The sequence below is a fragment of the Clostridioides sp. ZZV14-6150 genome (genome assembly GCF_020657875.1).
Classification (GTDB): domain Bacteria; phylum Bacillota; class Clostridia; order Peptostreptococcales; family Peptostreptococcaceae; genus Clostridioides.
Genome location: NZ_JAGWDA010000018.1, coordinates 32,456 through 51,154, shown reverse-complemented (window position 1 = coordinate 51,154; position 18,699 = coordinate 32,456). Strand labels below are relative to the sequence as shown.

Sequence of the window (18,699 nt, the reverse complement as noted above, 5' to 3'; positions counted from 1 at the left end):
ATTATTCACAACTTGATGATGTCCATATAGATGCTCTTAGAGAAATTGGTAATATAGGCTCTGGGAATGCAATTACTGCACTTGCATCCATGATAAATAGTAAGATAGAAGTATTAATACCTATGGTCAAGATACTTGAATATAGTGAAGCTACAAATTTACTTGGAGGTCCAGAAAACAAGGTTGTATGCATTTTACTTGATATGAAGGGCGATATTAATGGGATGTTTATGTTTTTGCTGGATGAATCAATCACTCAACTTATGCTTAACTCTCTTTTTAATAAAGATGAAGCTTTCTTAGACGAAATTACAGGTATTGAAATTTCTGCAATCAAAGAAATAGGAAATATTATGGCAAGTTCTTATGTAAATGCTATTGCATCTATGCTAAATATGAACATAAGTATTTCAGTTCCAGATATGTGTATTGATATGGTTGGAGCTGTGTTAAATGTACCTATGATAAGATTTTCTGATGTTGGGGACAAAATTTTATTTATAGAAAATAAATTTAAAAATAGCGATAATTATTTTATTAGCCACATATTGATGATTCCAGAAATGGACTCGCTTAAAGAAATATTAGTAAGATTGGGATTAGCAGTATGAGTAGAGAGATAATAGTAAATATTGCAGATATGAAAATAGTGTATAAACCAAATGTTTTGGTTACTTATGCACTTGGCTCTTGTGTAGGAGTATGCTTGATAGATAAAATAGCGGGAATTGGTGGAATGTTACATGTTATGTTGCCATATAGTAAAGATGCTATTCATATTGAAAATAAATGTAAATTTGCTGACACAGGAATAAATGAACTTATTAAGTCTATGGAGCATATAGGTGCAAATAGGACATATATAAAAGCAAAAATAGCTGGAGGAGCCCAGATGTTTTTAGGAAATAGTAATTCATCAATTGCAAGCATAGGCTATAGGAATGTTGAAGCAGTAAAAAAAACTCTTTTAAGCTTAAACATTCCTATAATAGCAGAAGATACAGGAATGAATTATGGAAGAACAATACGCTTTTATACTGAGACAGGGGATTTAATTGTAGACTCAATAAATAAAGGAAAAAAGAAAATATAGCTATATTTTTATGTAGAATATGTTTAAAGGGGAGGTATTAAATGAGATTTCCAGATGACCCATATTTAGGTTATGAGTTAGTCGATGAGGGGATTAAGTACCTAAAATTTAAAGTAGATGAACAGAACTTTGGGATTGAACTTGAAAAAGTCATAGAGATTGTTGGGAATCAGGAAATCATATTTATTCCAGAACTCCCAACCCATTCAAAAGGAATAATAAATTTAAGGGGAAAAATTATCCCAATAATAGATATGCATTTAAGACTGAGGAAAAATAATTTAAATACTACTGATTATGTATATATAGTAATAGTTGAGCTGGAAAGTTTAGTAGTTGGATTTGTAGTTGATAAAGTTGAGGAGATAATAGGTTTAGAAGAAAATCAAATATCACCTCCACCAAGGGTTACTCTTGAATATTCAGATTATTTTGTAAGCGGTATTGGAGAGATAGACAATCAAATAATTGCCTTGTTAGATTTGGAGAAGCTTTTGACAGATGAAGAAGAACTTTTAATAGATGAATTGCTTTGTAAATACAATTGCACTATCATGTAACACATATATATAATTATAGTGGCATTGTAATTATATTATAATGGGAACATTTGGAACTATAGTGGTATAATTATTAAGTATAAGAATTTTAAATTATAAGAATTTGAATATATTATGTTTAAGAGAGGTTTGGATATGGAAAATAAGCAACAAGGAACAATTTTAGTCGTTGATGATAGTGTTCTAATGTGCGATTTAATAGATAAAACACTTACAAAAGATAATTTTAAAGTCATAAAAGCCTTTAATGCAATAGAAGCAAAAGAGTGTATTAAAGAGTTTACACCAGATATTATTCTGCTTGATATAATTTTACCAGACAACTCTGGATTTGAATTATGTAGAGAAATGAAATCTAATATTCGTACAGAAGACATACCTATAGTTTTTATAACTTCAAAAAATACAGACACAGATATAGTAAAGGGTTTTGGAGTAGGAGCGATAGACTATATGGTAAAACCTTTTAGTATGACAGAACTAAAAGCTCGTGTTATGGCTCACATTGAAGTTAAAAAATCTAAAGATAAATTAAGAAAAATAAATGATGAGCTGGAATCTTCTCTTGAAAAATTAAATAGATTAGTTGTAAGAGATTATCTTACAGGTCTTTATAATAGACGTCATATAATTAATCAGCTTATGGAACAAAGAAAAATTAATAGATATAGTCATGAAACAGTGTCTCTTATTCTTGGAGATATTGACGATTTTAAAGTTATTAATGATACTTATGGTCATGAAGCAGGAGATTTTGTGCTAACAGTAATCTCAAGTATAATTAAAAAGAATTGTAGACAAATTGATACTGTATCAAGATGGGGTGGAGAAGAATTTTTGATAATGCTCACTAATACTTCAATAGAAGGAGCAAAAATGCTTTCAGAGAGAATTCGCAAAGAAATAAAGGAATTTGAATTTAACTATAAAGGAAATGAAATAAAATGTACTATTACATTAGGAGTAGTAGAGGTAAACTCAACTATATCATTAGAAGAAAATATATCCCTAGCAGATAAGGCAATGTATGAGGGTAAAAATCTAGGAAAAGATTGCAGTGTAGTAAGTACAATGAATGGACTACAGAAGATATAGATTGATATCTTGATAAACTTACTTTATAAAGGAGTATAGATATGAAAAGAGAAGTAAAGCTTTCCAAATTGGCAATAGTATTGCTAATTATTATAGTACTAGCCGTTATGGCAGGAATTTTTTCTTCAATTTCATCTTATAGAGCATTTGAGAAAGTGGAAAAAAGTATCAATGACATGAACAATTTGAGAAATCAAAGTCAGTATATAAAAGACACAACTGGAGAAGTTTGTGACATGTTAAGAAGATACGTTTTTACAGGTGAAAAAAAGAATAAGGATGTCTATGAAAAAGAGCTATATGGAAAAACAAGAGAATCCGCTTTAAATAAACTTGAAAAAATTGGTCTTACAAAGACTGAGTCAAATAAAATTTTGGAAGCTAAAGAGATATCTGATTCTTTGGTACCAAAAGAACAAAGTGCTATAAATGCAGTTGAAAGTAATGACAAGAGCTTAGCTCAAAGCATAATTTTTAGTAGGGAATATGTAGAATCTCAAGAAAAAATGGATTCTTTAATAGATGAATTTCAAGAGGATGTAGTTACTCGTTCAAATGCTGAAATTGTGGAAGTCAAAAAAGAATTACAAAGTTTGATACTAAGAACGATATTTATACTCTCACTATTAATCATATTAACAATGATAGAATATACAGTAATAAAACTAAAGATAGTAATTCCTATTAATAAAGTAGAAAAACACTTTTCAAGAATTGCATCTGGTGATTTAAGAACAAGCATAGATGTTGAAGAAAGTAAATCTGAAATAGGAATGTTAGTAAGTTCTGTTAAAAAGATGCAAGATATGTTGTTAAATTATATAGACCTTATAGATAGTACATTGACTAGTATCGCAAAAGGGGATTTAAGAATAGACATAGAACAAGAATTTATAGGAGATTTTAAATCAATCAAAATATCATTAGAAAGTATAATAAATTCTTTTAATGATGATTTCTATGAAATAAATCTATCAGCTGAGCAAGTTGCAAGTGCATCAGAACAAGTATCAGCAGGCGCACAAGCTCTTTCACAGGGTGCTACTGAACAAGCTAGTTCAGTAGAAGAATTAGCCTCTACAATTAATGAAATATCTGATGGAATTAAGCAATGTGCAGATAGTGCTAGTCTTGCATGTGAAGTATCTGACCAATCAGCACTACAAGTTGGTTTTGGAAGTAGATGTATGGATGATATGATGACATCAATGGGGGAAATAAGTGAAAAATCAAATGAAATATCAAAGATAATCAAAACTATAGATGAGATAGCTTTTCAAACTAATATTCTTGCATTAAACGCAGCTGTTGAAGCAGCAAGAGCAGGTCAATATGGTAGAGGATTTGCAGTTGTTGCAGATGAAGTTAGGTCTTTGGCTGGAAAAAGTGCTAAAGCAGCTCAAAACACAGCAATTCTTATAGAAGAAGCTATTAAAACAGTGGAAAATGGTGTCAAAATTGCAGAAGAAACTGCAAAAGCATTAGACTTAGTTGTAAATGATGTAGAAAAAACTACTAATTATATTAATGGAATTTCTTCATCTGTACATAGTCAAGAGATAGCAATTACACAGATTTTATCTGGAATAGAGCAAATTTCAATAGTAGTTCAAATGAACTCTGCAACAGCAGAGGAAAGTGCTGCAGCTTCAGAAGAAATGTCTGCTCAGGCGCAAATTTTAAAAGAATTAGTAGAAAAATTTCATCTAAAAGAAAGTGAGATAAGAAAATCATCGTGGATTTAGATTATAGAATATTATATATAATGAAAAATAGAAATTTATTTGTCGACTGTAGGTGATAAATATGAATTATATTGAACCAAGTATGAGACCAATGTTAGATATGTTTATCTTTGAGACAAGTCTATTACTCGAGCAATTAGATGAAATTATGATTCAGACAGAAAAAGAAAGAGTATTTAGCAACAGTAATATTAATGAAACTTTTAGAATTATGCATACAATAAAAGGCTCAGCTTCTATGATGGGTCTAGACAATATGTCTGCTTTAGCACACAGTGTAGAAGACCTATTTTATATTATACGTGAAAGAAAAATAGAGATTATAGATAATGATTTATTGTTTGATTTAGTTTTTCAAGCATTAGATTTTATAAAATCTGATGTTGGGAAACTACAATCAGGAGATTGTATAACTTCTGATTGCTCTAGCTTTATAAAAGATATTGAAGATTATGTAAGTACTCTAGAACTATCAAGTTCTACAAATTTACAAGATAAGTTGAACTTAGAAGACACATACGAAAAAGAAATAACTAATTTAAATTTTTCATATAAAGAAGGCTCAGACATAGTTAAAATAGTTTTTGAACAAGATTGTATGATGGAAAATGTAAGAGCCTTTATGCTTACATTTGAATTGCAAGATTACTGTGAATTTTTAGCATTTTATCCTGAGGATGTAGAAAAAAATACGGATACAGCAGAATATATTAAAAAATATGGATTTTATATACAATTTATCGATAAAGATGATAAGAACATAATTTATAAAACAATAAAAGATAATCTATATGTAAAAGAGTATTCAAATGTTGATAAAGATGATATATATACAAGTGAAAAACAGGATAATATGTTGGCGAAAAAGTTAAAAACTAATTTGGAGATAAATTCCAAAGATGAAAATAATTTTGTAAAAGAAAAAAGTGAATTACAAGAAAGTGTTTTAAATGAGGAAATTGATTTAGAGCAAGATGGTTTAATTGAAGAAAATGAGCATCTGCCAATAAGTAAACAAAATATTATGACTGTAAATTTAGAAAAACTAGATTTGCTTCAAAATATAGTTGGAGAAATTGTAATTATGGAATCAATGGTTGTAAATAGTGTAGATTCTAAAGGTGTTGATATAGATAATTTCAATAAAGCAACAAGACAATTACATAAGCTTACAGATGAATTGCAGGATATAGTAATGTCAATGCGTATGGTTAAAATTGCAGGCGTATTTCAAAAAATGCATAGAATTGTACGAGATATGAATAAAAAATTAGAAAAAAATGTTGAACTAATAACTATAGGAAATGAAACAGAAGTAGATAAAAATGTAATGGATAATTTAGCAGAACCATTTATGCATATTATAAGGAATGCTATGGACCATGCAATAGAGCCTGCTGCTGAACGTATATCTAAAGGTAAAAAAGAAATAGGAACTATAATTTTATCTGCTGAAAATTTAGGTGGAGAAGCTGTCATAAGTATTTCAGATGATGGGAGAGGCCTCATGAAAGATAAGATTTTGGAAAAAGCTAAAGAACAAGGTCTTCTTAAACATCAAATTAATGAATATACTGATGATGAAATTAATTCTTTAATTATGACTCCAGGATTTTCTACAAAGGAATCTATAACTGAATTTTCTGGTAGAGGAGTAGGGATGGATATTGTTCGTAAAAGTATTGAAAAAGTCGGCGGTTCAATTGGTGTAAAAAGTACAAAAGATGAAGGAACAACATTTACTATAAAAATACCACTGACACTTTCTATAGTAGAAGGTATGGAGTTCAAAGTTGGAAATTCGATGTTTACTTTGCCAATATCATCAATAAGAAGTACATTTAAACTTGCAGATTTAAGCCAAGTAATTAAAGATGGCAGTAAAACAGAATTAATTACAATATATGGAGCATGTATTCCTATTATAAGATTACATAAAATATATGATATTCATACAGATATAACTGAATTAGTAAATGGGAATATGATAATCATAGAAAATGAGCATAAAGCAGTATGTATTTTTGTGGATGAAATAATAGGAACTCAACAGGTTGTAGTAAAGCCATTTCCAGTTTATTTTAACAGGTTTAATATGAAAAACAATGGTTTTTCAGGATGCACAATACTTGGTGATGGAAGTATAAGTCTGATTATAGATGCAGATAACATTATGGAAATATATTAGGGGATTTAAAGTATGTCTACAGATGAGATTATAAAACAAGTATTAACATTTTATGTTAATGATGTTATTTATGGAATAGAATTAGAAAATGTAATTGAGACTATAAGGTTTCAACCAATAACATATGTACCACGTCTTCCAAATTATATAAATGGAGTTATTAATTTGAGAGGAAGAATTATACCAGTTATTGATATGCATATTAGATACAATCTTCCTGAAGTTGATTATAATGAGAGAACATGTATAATAATTATAAAAATTGATGAGTATCAAGTTGGAATTATTGTAGATAAAATTGTTGATGTTGTTCTTATAGATAACTTAAACTTACTAGAGACAACTATTTCTAACAACGTAAATATAAATAAAGTTATAAAAGAGATTGTAAAAGTTGGAGATAATTCTATACTAATTTTAGATATTCGAAAGTTTCTAATTGGCAGCATGTAATTAGATTTGACAAATTAGCAGGAGGAAGTTTTTGTATGATAAAACTTACTGATGAAGAATTTAAAATTCTTGTAAACTATATAAAAAAAGAGTATGGAATTGATTTAAGCAAAAAAAGGGTATTAATTGAAGGACGACTATATAATACAATGCGAGAGAGAAAGTTTAGTTCTTTTAGTCAATATATGAACCTATTATTTAAGGATAAGACAGGAAATGAAGCTATAAACTTAATAAATAGGTTGAGCACAAATCATACATTTTTTATGAGAGAACATCAGCATTTTGAGTATATGTATAATAATGTACTTCCTTTTTGGGAAGAAAATAATAAACTCAGAAACTTAAATATATGGAGTGCAGGTTGCTCCAGCGGAGAAGAAGCATATTCAATAGCTATGATTTTAGATGATTATTTTGGAAGTAAGAAAGATTTGTGGAATATTAAAATTATAGCCACAGATATTTCAATGAATTCACTTGAAAAAGCTAAAAGAGCTATATACACAGAAGCAAATGTTGATAATGTTCCAAAATTATGGAAGAAGAAATACTTCATAGATAATAAAGATGGTACATTTAAAGTTTGTGATAAGATTAGAAAAAGTGTATTTTTTAAAACATTCAATTTAATTGAAGATTTCTCACATCAATTTTTTGATTTGATTTTTTGTAGAAATGTTATGATTTATTTCGATTTAAAAACAAAAGAAGAGCTTATAAGTAAATTTTATGATGTAACTAAAAAAGATGGCTTTTTATTTGTAGGTCATGCAGAGATAGTAAATAGAAGAAATACAGAATACAACTATGTAAAACCTGCTGTTTATAAAAAATAGAAGAATATTTTGGGTATATGATTTTGTGGGGGCGGTAATGTGGAAAATATTAATAACATGGTCATTGCTATAGGCGCATCTATAGGTGGTACAGAAGCAATACTTGAGATTATAAAAGACTTACCAAAATCTACACCAGGGGTTGTTGTGGCTCAACATATGCCAGCTATATTTACTGAGATGTATGCACAACGACTTGATAAGCAGTGTATTATGAATGTAAGAGAAGCTAAAAATAATGATAGAGTAGAGCAAGGAAATGTACTTATTGCACCTGGTGGATATCAAATGAAATTACATTTAGATAAAGATGGGTATTATGTAACTTGTGAAGAAGGTAAAAGAATAAGTGGACATTGTCCATCTGTAGATGTTTTGTTTGACTCAGTAGCACAAGTAGCAGGTAAAAACTCAATAGGGATAATACTTACAGGAATGGGTTCAGATGGAGCAACTGGACTTTTGAAAATGAGAGAAAAAGGTTCATTTACAATTGGGCAAGATAAAAATTCTTGCATTGTATACGGAATGCCAATGATAGCGTTTGATAGAGGTTCTGTTGTAATCCAATTACCACTTGATAAAATTTCAAGTTGTCTGATAAGTCATCTTAATATTTGAAAAGCAAAAGATTAATTTTTATAAATAAAAATTAATCTTTTATTAAAATATATGGATAAAAAACCCTAGAAACTCCAAATATAATAAGAGAGATTTATATTTAGGAGGAAAATGATAAGATGAAATTTTTTAAAGTAAATACGAAAGCTAGAGTTTTAAGATATGTGTTTGTTTTATCCTTGACTATAATAGCTGTTTTAGTAATTAAACATGACTATAGATATAATAATTTAGGGAAAGATGCTTTACTTAATCTAAATAAAGATAAAGAAGCTGTAAGCGTTATGAGCAATCAATCATTGCCAAAAGATATTACAAATAGTAAACAAACTTTATCAGTAAGTACAATAGGAAGTAAAACAATAGTGAAAAATGATGAATATATAGAAAGCACTATAAATATGCCTATAATAACAAATTCAAATAAGATTGTTGAAAGGTCTACAAATGATAGAATAAAAAATGATATATTTGAATTTTATAACAAATCGTATAAAGAGGCAAAACAATACCTTAAAGATAATCCTGATGAAGAAAATAAATTTGTTGCAAATGTAGACTTTGAACTTAAAAAGAATACTGATTCTACTCTTAGTATAAAGGTAAGATATTATACTTATAGTGGTGGAGCACATGGATATTATCAAGATATAGCTTATAATGTAGATATGAGAACAGGTAAGTTTTTAGAATTAATGGACTTATTTAAAGATAATGCTAAATATAAAGAAGTTATAGATGAGGAAATTAAACAACAAATAACTGATTTGGAAAAGAAAGATAAAGAAAATGTAGGAATATATAATTTTAAGGGGATAAAAGAAAATCAAAATTTTTATTTGCAAGATGATAACTTAGTTATATATTTTGATTTATACGATATAACTCCATATGCAGCGGGAATACCAGAATTTTCAATAAATAAAAAACTAATAAGCTACATGTTAAAATCGGAGTATGTAGATTTGTTTAATATGAAATAGGATTGTTTAATATGAAATATATTTATTTAATATGAAATAGAATTTGTATTAAAATGTTATGTTATAATATCTAGCATAGAAACTTATTAAAATTGGGGGTATGTAAAATGCTACTTTTAAAAAAAGATGACATAAAAAAAGTATTTACTATGAGAGATGCAATTGAGGCTGATAAAGAAGCTTTTAAAATTTATTGCGAAGGGAAAAGTGTAACTCCTTTGAGAACTAATATACCAGTTCCAAGTCAGGATGCTAGTATGTTATTTATGCCAGGATATGTAGAGGACTTAGGGTGTGCAGGAATAAAAATTGTATCTGTATTCCCTAAAAATGCTCAAAAAGGCAAACCAGTAATTCCAGCAACAGTATTATTATTAGATGGCGAAACTGGAGAAGTATGTGCTGCTTTAGATGGTACTTATATAACTCAAGTTCGTACTGGTGCAGCATCTGGTGCAGCTATAGATGTTTTGGCTAAAAAAGATTCTAAGATAGGGGCTTTAATAGGCTTAGGAGGACAAGGTGAGTCACAACTTGAGGCTATGTTAGAAGCTAGAAATTTAGATGAAGTAAGAGTTTTCAGTAGAAATAAAGAAAGTAGAGAAAAATTTGCAAAAGAGATGAACTTAAAGCTAAGCAAATATAACACTAAAATAGTTGCAGTTGAGTCATCTGATGAAGCCATAGATAATGCTGATGTAATAGTTTTAGCAACTACATCAAAAAAACCAGTATTTGATGGAAATTTAGTGAAAAAGGGAGCATTAGTAAGTGCTGTAGGTTCATACTTACCAGATATGCAAGAGATGTGCCCAACTTGTTTAATTAGAGCATCTAAGATATTTTTTGAATCAACAGATGCAGTTTTATCAGAATCAGGAGATATATTAATTCCTTTAGAAGAAGGTAAAATAAGTAAAGCTGATTTTAGTGGTGATTTAGGAAATGTTATAAACGGAACTATTTCTGGAAGAGAAAATGATGATGAAATAATTGTGTTTAAAAGTGTCGGAATAGGTGTACAAGATGTCGTAACAGCAAAAAGAATATATGATAAAGCAAAAGATAGAGGGATTGGAACAGACTGGAAGTGGTAAAATTTTCAAAATAAAGTTATAATTAGACAAAATTATGCTATAATATCAATAAATAAATTTTTTTATTCAATTAACTGAGGGAGGATATTTGTATGAAAATGGTAAAAAAATTAATCTTATCTGCTATTATGGCTTTAGTTTTAGTTCTAACTATAGGCTGTTCTAATGCAGAAGAAAAAGTAAAATCGAATTTTGAAGCTAATTTAGCAGCACTAGAAATGTATAAATACGATGAAAAAGGTATTTCTGAAGCTTTGACAGAAGCTGAATATAAACGAATTCAAACTTATAACAACGTAGATAAAGTTTCAATGCTTAATCAATTAACACCTCTTTATGGAAAAGAGAATGCTGAAAAGATATACAGCACAATTGTTAAATTAATACAAGGTGTTGAAAAGACAGTAACAGTAGATTCTTCTAGTAAGGATAAGATAACTCTAAAAGTTGTAAGTAAAGCATTGGATACTAGTAAAGTAATGTCTGAGGCAAATGATTTAGTAAAATCATATGTAACTGATAAAAATAATTACAACAAAGCAGAAAAAGAAGTTCAAGACGATATGGCAAAAATGATTATCGACCTTTACAACAAAAAGCCAACTAAGGATGTTACAACTTCAATTACATATACTAAAAAAGATGGTAAATGGCAACCACCTAGCAATATACAAAAATTATGTGAAGGAATATATACAATTTAATTTATTTTAAAGACACTAAAACTATCTTTTAAACATATAATAAACTGTTTGGAAGATAGTTTATTTTATTATTTATTGAACACTACCTTTCAAATTTGTTTGATATACTTGGCAGTTTTGACTATATAAAACTTTCAATACAATTATGTTATATCTTGATAAAACATGGTGAACAATTGTATGTTATATAGTCGAAAATATGATATATTAATATTATATTATATGATAAAAGTTTATTTATATGCTTTTAGGGAGATTTTTTATATAAAATGAAAGGGGTGTTTTTATGTTATCAAGGAAAGAATTAAAAAGAGTATCAAAAGCTCAGTTATCTGGAAACTGGGGAATATGTGCAATTAATATGGCAATATATATTGCGTTGATATTAGTTATATCATTTATAGGATTACCTTTTGAGCCTTTAACTACTATCATAGTAGCTATAATAGGTTTTTTAGTTGCAGCAGGATTTACATGCATGTTTTTAAAGATTACTAAAGATAAAAAAGTCAAGATGGTAGATATCTTCGTAAATGGAAGAATTTATTTAAGAAGTTTTGGACTTTATATATTAGAATCAATTGCTGTTTATATTTATTCTTTTATAATTACAATTATAGGAGCATTTTTATCATTTGGAGTTTTACTTACTAGTGGAGCAATTGAATATCTATCAAGTAATAACGTTGGAGTAGGAACTGTAATTTCTACTGCTATAACTCTAGTTATTATAGTAATTGTGTTGATGTTGCCAGTTTATATATTGCTATTATACATTTCTCAAGCTGCTTTTTTAATATGTGAAGACAAAGATAATCTGGGTGTATTTAAAGCAATGGGTGCTAGTTTAGATATGATGAAGGGAAATGTACTTAAACTATTTATATTAAATCTTAGCTTTATAGGATGGTATATATTGACTATATTCACTTTAGGAATAGGTTTGTTATGGTTAATTCCATATATAGGAGTTACTAATTGTAATTTCTATAGAGAATTATTAAAAGATAATCCAGATGTAGAAGATATATTGCTAGATAAGGAAAAATCTTATTCTATGTATTAAGATAGTTTTATAGTTAAATAAAATAAAGCTTTATTTAGATATTAAAGTATAAGAATGACAAGACTGTCTTTTACAAGAACTATTTCTTTAAAGGACAGTTTTTGTTATTAAAAAAATAAATGGTTGACATCACATAGACTACTGTGATAGTTTTTAATTATAATATTGACTATTGTGATAACCATATTTGAGGAGCGATTTTATATGGAAATAAAATTATTTGATTCAGAACTTAAAGTGATGGAAGTTCTATGGGAGATAGGAGAAAGTAAGGCAGGGGAATTAGTAAAAATTTTAAAGGAAGAGACAGGATGGAATAGAAACACTACGTATACAGTTATAAAAAAATTAGTATCAAAAGGTGCAATAGAAAGAATTGAACCAAACTTTGTTTGTAAACCTTTAATAAGCAAAGAAGAAGTTCAAAAGCATGAAACAGAAAGCTTAATTAATAAAATGTTTGGAGGGTCTTCAGAAAAATTTCTTTCAGCTTTTATTAATAAAGAAAATCTCTCAAGTGATGAGATTACAAAACTTAAACAGATTGTTGAGAAATTAAAGTGAGGTAAGATTAATGTTCACTAAATTATTAGAAATGAGTGTTACTTCTGGAGTTTTAATTTTAATTGTTATTTTTATAAGAGCATGTTTGTTTAAAAAATTGCCTAAAAAGGTATTTGTATTATTATGGCTAGTTGTTCTGTTTAAACTTTTAGTACCAGTAAGTTTAAACTCTAGTTTTAGTATTTATAGCATTATTGAGTCAAATTTTGATGCCCAATTGGGAAATACATCAGCTGTAAATTATTCAATTAAGAAAAATAATAATTTTATAAGCAAGAATAATTTTGGAGAGTCTAAGGCTTTATTTAATCTTGAGAATTTTACAGCATTTGAAATCTCAAGTATTTTAACGTTTGGAATTTCTATTATTTTTATTATGTTTTTATGCTTTAAGTATATCAGGACGATTAATCTTTTTAAAACTTCGATACATATAAAAAATCATGAATTTATCAAAAAGTGGGCATATGATAATAGGCGTCTTAGAAAATTTTTTGTTTGTATATCTGAATTTACTAAAACACCACTTACGACTGGTATTTTAAAACCAAATATCATTTTGCCAAAACAAATGGACTATAGTAATGACCAAACTTTAAACTTTGTTTTAACTCATGAATTAGTTCATATTAATAGGTTTGACAATATGTTGAAGTTTTTTATGCTTGTAGCCCTTGCTATTCATTGGTTTAATCCTTTAGTTTGGGTAATGCTTTTTTTATTAAATAAAGATATAGAATTTAGTTGTGATGAAAAGGTAATGAGTATAGTTGGTGAAGAATATAGAGCTGATTATGCAACTGCACTTATAAGTTTGGCAGAGGAACATAATACATTTCCAATGACACTTTATAATGGATTTGGAAAGACAAAGATAGAAGAAAGAATAGTCAATGTTATGAAGTTTAAAAAATCAACCTATATTACTTTTTTGGTTTCAGCTGTGTTAATTTGTGGAACTAGTGTTGTTTTCGCAACTGGGAATAAAGAAATTGATGAAGTTGAATCTTTTAATCTAATGGAAAGTGAGCAAAGTAATGAAAATGACTTTTCAATAGGAGGTCAGCCATTAAAAATAGAATCTAAGATAAGTAGCACAAATACTTCTATAGGGTTATCAGATGAAAGTAATGGAAGTATTGACTTAAGTACATCAGAAACATATAAAAATCAGAAAATTAGTTCAAAGGTTGATGGCGAAGAAGTATATTCTGATGTGTTAAAGTATTCAGTTGTACCAGTTGATAATGTTTCTAAGAATATATCTGTAACAAAAAGTATGAAGACTTTAACAAATAATAAAGTGCAATATAAAGCTTCTGAAAGTAACTAGGTATATGACAAATAAAGATGGATTGAGAATTAGGGATACTATCTTAAAATAATTAAATTTATTTTGAGATAGTATTTTTTATTAAAAAATTTTATAGAAATACTTGACACAGTAATGACTATTGTGATAGTCTGAAAGTGTAGTTAATAACTATTGCAGTAGTCGCTATGAACTACACTACCCAAATAAATCTCTAAGAAAGGAAGATGAGTTATGAAAATAAAAAAATCCCTTATAAGTGCAATGATGGTATCTGCTATGGTACTAGGAGGAACAGGAGCAGTATTTGCAAGTGGAAATGACGATGTATCTAATATTGAGTTATCCAAGTTTAAATCTCTAGTAGAATCAGGGGTAACTGAGCCTGCTGACTTAGAAAAACATGGAGTTGAGTATTATACTTATGAAGAGTATGCTAAGCATATTGAAGAGTTAAAAGCATATGCTAAAGACCCTTCAGCAGTTAAAGATGTAAGTTCAAAAGACCTTGAAGATACAATTAAGACTATGGAAAAAGATTTAGAAAAGATAAAAACTGAAGGCTTAAAGATTATGAAACCTATCGTAATAGATAATGAAGATGGAACTCAATTGGCAGTTTCTTTATCTAGAGCTGATATAGCTGAATAATTAATATTAAGTTTTTTAGTGATAAGTATCAAAAGTAGTTAAAAAACTAAATAAGCGTAATTAAACATAGCAAACAAGAATAAAAAAAGCAATAAATAAACAATAACAAAAGACTTAAAGTCTACATGAAGATAGAGAAGTAAAAAATAAACAAATTAAATAATATAAAAGTAAATCTAGTCAAAGTAAAAGTATTAAACCCAATTTGTAATGTTAACATTTTTTATATGTATTAAGAAATGTTAACATTACTTTTTTTATTTAGAATAGGGATTTTTACTAAAAAACTTTATAGAAATACTTGATATAAAAGTGACTATTATGATAGTCTAAAGGTGTGGTTTATAACTATTGTAATAGTCATTAGAAACTACACTACCCAAATAAATCTCTAAGAAAGGAAGATGAGTTATGAAAATAAAAAAATCCCTTATAAGTACAATGATGGCATCTGCTATAGTATTAGGAGGAACAGGAGCAGTATTTGCTGATGAAAGTAGTGATGTATCTAATATTACATTAGAGAAGTTTGATTCTCTAATAAAATCAGGAATAACTGAGCCTGCTGACTTAGAAAAATATGGAGTTGAGTATTACACTTATGAAGAGTATGCTAAGCGTATTGAAGAGTTAAAAGCATATGCTAAAGACACCACACAAGTTAAAGATTTAAGTTCACAAGACCTTGAAAATACAATTAAGAGTATGGAAAAAGATTTAGAAAAGATAAAAAATGAAGGTTTAAAGATTATGAAACCTATGAGAATAGATAATGGAAATGGATTGATAGGTTTCTATGGTCGTTAAATAATTAAATGATACAAAAGTAAATTTAGTCAAAGTAAGAAGTATTAATTCAGCTTGTAATGTTAACTTTTTTTAATGTATGTTAAGAAATGTTAACATTACTTTTTTTTGTTTGAAATAATATTGAAAATATTATGAAAATTCTAAAGAAAGTTAAATGCTAGTTATTAGATTCATTAAAATTTAAAGAAAATATCCAAATGGGTATTTTAAAAGCTGGTTTTAAAAAACTGAGGTTATTGGCATGACAATTGCTTAGTAAATAAAATAAGAACAATATTATAAATTTATGGATTCATAGTATTATTTACTATCAATATTTAAACTTTATTGATAATAAATATATAGTTGATAGCTTCTAAAATGTATCACTAACAAATACACTAAGTTATCAAAAAGGTATTATTTCTAAGGAGGGGAAAGGCATGAAACAATTGCTTACAGGAAATGAGGCAGTAGCACGTGGTGCTTATGAAGCAGGTATATCTTATGCAGCTGCTTATCCAGGAACACCAAGTACTGAAATATTGGAAAATATAGCACTATATAAAGATGACATAATTGCAGAGTGGGCACCAAATGAGAAAGTAGCAGTAGAGTCAGCAATAGGAGCGTCTATTGCAGGAGGTAGGGCTATCGCAGCTATGAAGCATGTTGGAGTAAATGTTGCTGCAGACCCAATATTTACATATGCATATATGGGAGTAAATGGTGCGATGATTATTGTATCTGGAGATGACCCTGGAATGCACTCATCACAAAACGAACAAGATAATAGACATTATGCTAAATTTGCAAAGATAGCTATGATAGAACCAAGTAACAGCCAAGAATGCAAGGATATGATAAAGGCTGCTGTTGAGATAAGTGAAAAATATGATACAACAGTTTTATTTAGAATGGTGACGAGAATATGTCATAGTAAAGGACTTGTCGAGTTAGGAGAAAAAGAAGAAACAGTTGTAAAAAAATATGAAAGAAATCTTTCTAAGTTTGATGCTATTCCGGCAACTTCAAGAGCATTGAGAATTAAACTTGAAGATAGATTAAAAAAGCTTGAAGAGTTTTCTAATGAAACTGACTTAAACTTTATAGAATGGAATGATAAGAAAATAGGCGTGATAACTTCAGGAGCTTCTTATGAGTATGCTAAAGATGTGTTTGGAGATACTGTATCATATTTAAAATTAGGATTTACATATCCTCTTCCAACAAAGAAGATAAGAGATTTTGCAGAACAAGTAGAAACTGTTTATGTAATTGAAGAATTAGAACCTTATATAGAAGAACATCTTAAAGAAAATAACATACCATGTATTGGAAAAGAAAAGATACCTAATATAGGTGAGTTAAATCCAGATATTATAGCGCAATCAATTTTAGGAGAAAAAAGAAAACTAATAGAATATAGCCAAGAAAAAATAGTTGGTAGGCCTCCAACATTATGTGCAGGATGTCCACACAGAGGATTTTTCTATGAACTAGGAAAGGTTAAAAATGTACTTATAAGTGGAGATATAGGATGTTATGGTTTAGGAGGAGCAGAGCCTTTAAATGCTAAAGATACTTGTATATGTATGGGAGGAGGGCCAGGTGTAGCTCATGGAGCACAAAAGATATTTACTAAAAATAATATTAACATGAGAACTATATCTACAATAGGAGATTCAACATTCTTCCATACAGGAATAAATGGTCTAATAGATATAATCTACAACAAAAGTAATACTGTAACATGTATTCTTGATAATAGAATTACTGGAATGACTGGTCATCAAGAAAATCCTGGAACTGGATTTTCATTACAAGGTGATGTTACTGAAATGATGGACATTGAGACTATAGTAAAAGCTTTGGGTTGTAAAAACGTAAAAATAGTTAATCCTAACATGTTGAATGAAGTTAAAGAAGCGTTAAATTGGGCTTTGTCAATTGATGAACCTTCAGTAATAATCACTAGATGGCCATGTGCATTAAAAAAATTTACAGAAGATGATAAGAAAAGATTTGACCTTACACCATCAATTTGTAGCGTAGATGATGAGAAGTGTATTGGATGTAAGAAATGTCTTACAACGGGATGTCCTGCTTTGAGATTTGATAAATCTAAAAAGAAATCAAGTATAAATCAAGCTCAATGTGTAGGTTGTAAAGTATGTGCACAAGTATGTCCAGTAAATGCTATAAAAAAGGTTGGTGAAAAATAATGAAAAAGGTTAAAAATGTATTGTTATCAGGAGTAGGAGGTCAAGGTACTGTTTTAGCAAGTAAAATACTTTCTGCAGGGCTTATAGATGCTGGATATGATGTTAAGATGTCGGAAGTTCATGGTATGGCTCAAAGGGGTGGAAGCGTAACAACACAAGTTAGATATGGAGAAAAAGTACATTCTCCTATACTTGGAAAAGGAGATGTTGATGTATTAGTTTCATTTGAGACTATGGAGGCTTTAAGATATCTTGATTTCCTTAAACCTGATGGTAAATTAGTAGTAAATGATTATGAAATGCCTTCAGCACCAATTTTAACAGGAAGAGTGGATTATCCTGAAAATATAATAGACGATATTAAAGAAAAAGTGGATGTAACAGTGATAAAGGCAGTTGATATTGCCAGAGGTCTTGGAAATGAGAAGGTTATGAATGTAGTACTTTTAGGAGCATTGATTAAGGCTTTACAGCTAGAAAATGACATAGATTGGGAAAAGATAGTGTCACAACAGGTTAAGCCTAAATTTATAGAAATTAATATAAAAGCTTTAAGAGAAGGAATGAATGTTTAGAAAATAAAAATTACAGATAAAAAACTATATTATATAAAGAGTTAGAAAAAATAATTATATATAATATACAAAAGGTTAGGAAAGATTAATTATAGATATAATACACAAGGGATTAGGAAAGATTAATTAAAAATATAAT

At 28.5% G+C, this 18,699-nt stretch carries 19 protein-coding genes; all 19 read left to right on the top strand.

The features are described 5' to 3' along the window. The first annotated feature begins 53 nt into the window (after positions 1-53). The 19 genes from KGF41_RS21195 to KGF41_RS17510 all read left to right on the top strand — a co-directional run bounded on the left by KGF41_RS21195 (position 54) and on the right by KGF41_RS17510 (position 18,560). Positions 54-611 carry a chemotaxis protein CheC gene (locus KGF41_RS21195; RefSeq protein ID WP_227830010.1) on the top strand — a complete coding sequence of 186 codons (558 nt, stop codon included), beginning with the start codon at positions 54-56 and terminating at the stop codon, positions 609-611. Further along, positions 608-1,093, top strand: coding sequence for a chemotaxis protein CheD (locus KGF41_RS17595; protein WP_227842761.1), 486 nt, complete (start codon positions 608-610; stop codon positions 1,091-1,093). The genes KGF41_RS21195 and KGF41_RS17595 overlap by 4 nt, the downstream gene beginning before the upstream one ends. 41 nt (positions 1,094-1,134) lie before the next feature. Next, positions 1,135-1,653 carry a chemotaxis protein CheW gene (locus KGF41_RS17590; RefSeq protein WP_227829995.1) on the top strand — a complete coding sequence of 173 codons (519 nt, stop codon included), beginning with the start codon at positions 1,135-1,137 and terminating at the stop codon, positions 1,651-1,653. 135 nt (positions 1,654-1,788) lie between these two features. Next, a complete protein-coding gene (locus tag KGF41_RS17585) occupies positions 1,789-2,748 on the top strand; it encodes a diguanylate cyclase (protein WP_227829994.1) in 960 nt (319 codons plus the stop codon). A gap of 41 nt (positions 2,749-2,789) precedes the next feature. Continuing rightward, positions 2,790-4,493 carry a methyl-accepting chemotaxis protein gene (locus tag KGF41_RS17580; RefSeq protein WP_227857020.1) on the top strand — a complete coding sequence of 568 codons (1,704 nt, stop codon included), beginning with the start codon at positions 2,790-2,792 and terminating at the stop codon, positions 4,491-4,493. Between the two features lie 61 nt (positions 4,494-4,554). Then, positions 4,555-6,681 (top strand): chemotaxis protein CheA, encoded by a 2,127-nt coding sequence (locus KGF41_RS17575; RefSeq protein ID WP_227829992.1) that lies wholly within the window; start codon positions 4,555-4,557, stop codon positions 6,679-6,681. Positions 6,682-6,693: 12 nt separating this feature from the next. Beyond that, positions 6,694-7,134, top strand: a complete 441-nt coding sequence (locus KGF41_RS17570) for a chemotaxis protein CheW (RefSeq protein WP_227829991.1) — start codon at positions 6,694-6,696, stop codon at positions 7,132-7,134. Between the two features lie 35 nt (positions 7,135-7,169). After that, positions 7,170-7,973 (top strand): CheR family methyltransferase, encoded by an 804-nt coding sequence (locus tag KGF41_RS17565; RefSeq protein WP_227829990.1) that lies wholly within the window; start codon positions 7,170-7,172, stop codon positions 7,971-7,973. Positions 7,974-8,012: 39 nt separating this feature from the next. Further along, complete coding sequence (locus KGF41_RS17560) at positions 8,013-8,594, top strand: CheB methylesterase domain-containing protein (protein ID WP_227829989.1); 582 nt, start codon at positions 8,013-8,015, stop codon at positions 8,592-8,594. A gap of 119 nt (positions 8,595-8,713) precedes the next feature. Further along, complete coding sequence (locus KGF41_RS17555) at positions 8,714-9,577, top strand: DUF3298 and DUF4163 domain-containing protein (protein WP_227829988.1); 864 nt, start codon at positions 8,714-8,716, stop codon at positions 9,575-9,577. Positions 9,578-9,684: 107 nt separating this feature from the next. Then, positions 9,685-10,674: an ornithine cyclodeaminase family protein gene (locus KGF41_RS17550; protein WP_227842758.1), complete on the top strand. Its 990-nt coding sequence runs from the start codon at positions 9,685-9,687 to the stop codon at positions 10,672-10,674. A 92-nt stretch (positions 10,675-10,766) separates the two neighbouring features. After that, positions 10,767-11,378, top strand: a complete 612-nt coding sequence (locus KGF41_RS17545; RefSeq protein WP_227829986.1) for a hypothetical protein — start codon at positions 10,767-10,769, stop codon at positions 11,376-11,378. 286 nt (positions 11,379-11,664) lie between these two features. After that, positions 11,665-12,444, top strand: coding sequence for a DUF975 family protein (locus KGF41_RS17540; protein ID WP_227857019.1), 780 nt, complete (start codon positions 11,665-11,667; stop codon positions 12,442-12,444). A gap of 204 nt (positions 12,445-12,648) precedes the next feature. Beyond that, positions 12,649-13,008 (top strand): BlaI/MecI/CopY family transcriptional regulator, encoded by a 360-nt coding sequence (locus tag KGF41_RS17535; protein WP_227829984.1) that lies wholly within the window; start codon positions 12,649-12,651, stop codon positions 13,006-13,008. A gap of 10 nt (positions 13,009-13,018) precedes the next feature. After that, positions 13,019-14,341: a M56 family metallopeptidase gene (locus KGF41_RS17530; RefSeq protein WP_227829983.1), complete on the top strand. Its 1,323-nt coding sequence runs from the start codon at positions 13,019-13,021 to the stop codon at positions 14,339-14,341. A 213-nt stretch (positions 14,342-14,554) separates the two neighbouring features. Next, complete coding sequence (locus tag KGF41_RS17525; RefSeq protein WP_227829982.1) at positions 14,555-14,971, top strand: hypothetical protein; 417 nt, start codon at positions 14,555-14,557, stop codon at positions 14,969-14,971. A gap of 411 nt (positions 14,972-15,382) precedes the next feature. Further along, positions 15,383-15,778, top strand: a complete 396-nt coding sequence (locus KGF41_RS17520) for a hypothetical protein (protein WP_227829981.1) — start codon at positions 15,383-15,385, stop codon at positions 15,776-15,778. 425 nt (positions 15,779-16,203) lie between these two features. Continuing rightward, on the top strand, positions 16,204-17,985 hold the full coding sequence (iorA, locus tag KGF41_RS17515) for an indolepyruvate ferredoxin oxidoreductase subunit alpha (RefSeq protein WP_227842756.1): 1,782 nt from the start codon (positions 16,204-16,206) through the stop codon (positions 17,983-17,985). Next, complete coding sequence (locus KGF41_RS17510; protein WP_227829979.1) at positions 17,985-18,560, top strand: indolepyruvate oxidoreductase subunit beta; 576 nt, start codon at positions 17,985-17,987, stop codon at positions 18,558-18,560. The genes iorA and KGF41_RS17510 overlap by 1 nt, the downstream gene beginning before the upstream one ends. Positions 18,561-18,699: the final 139 nt, after the last annotated feature.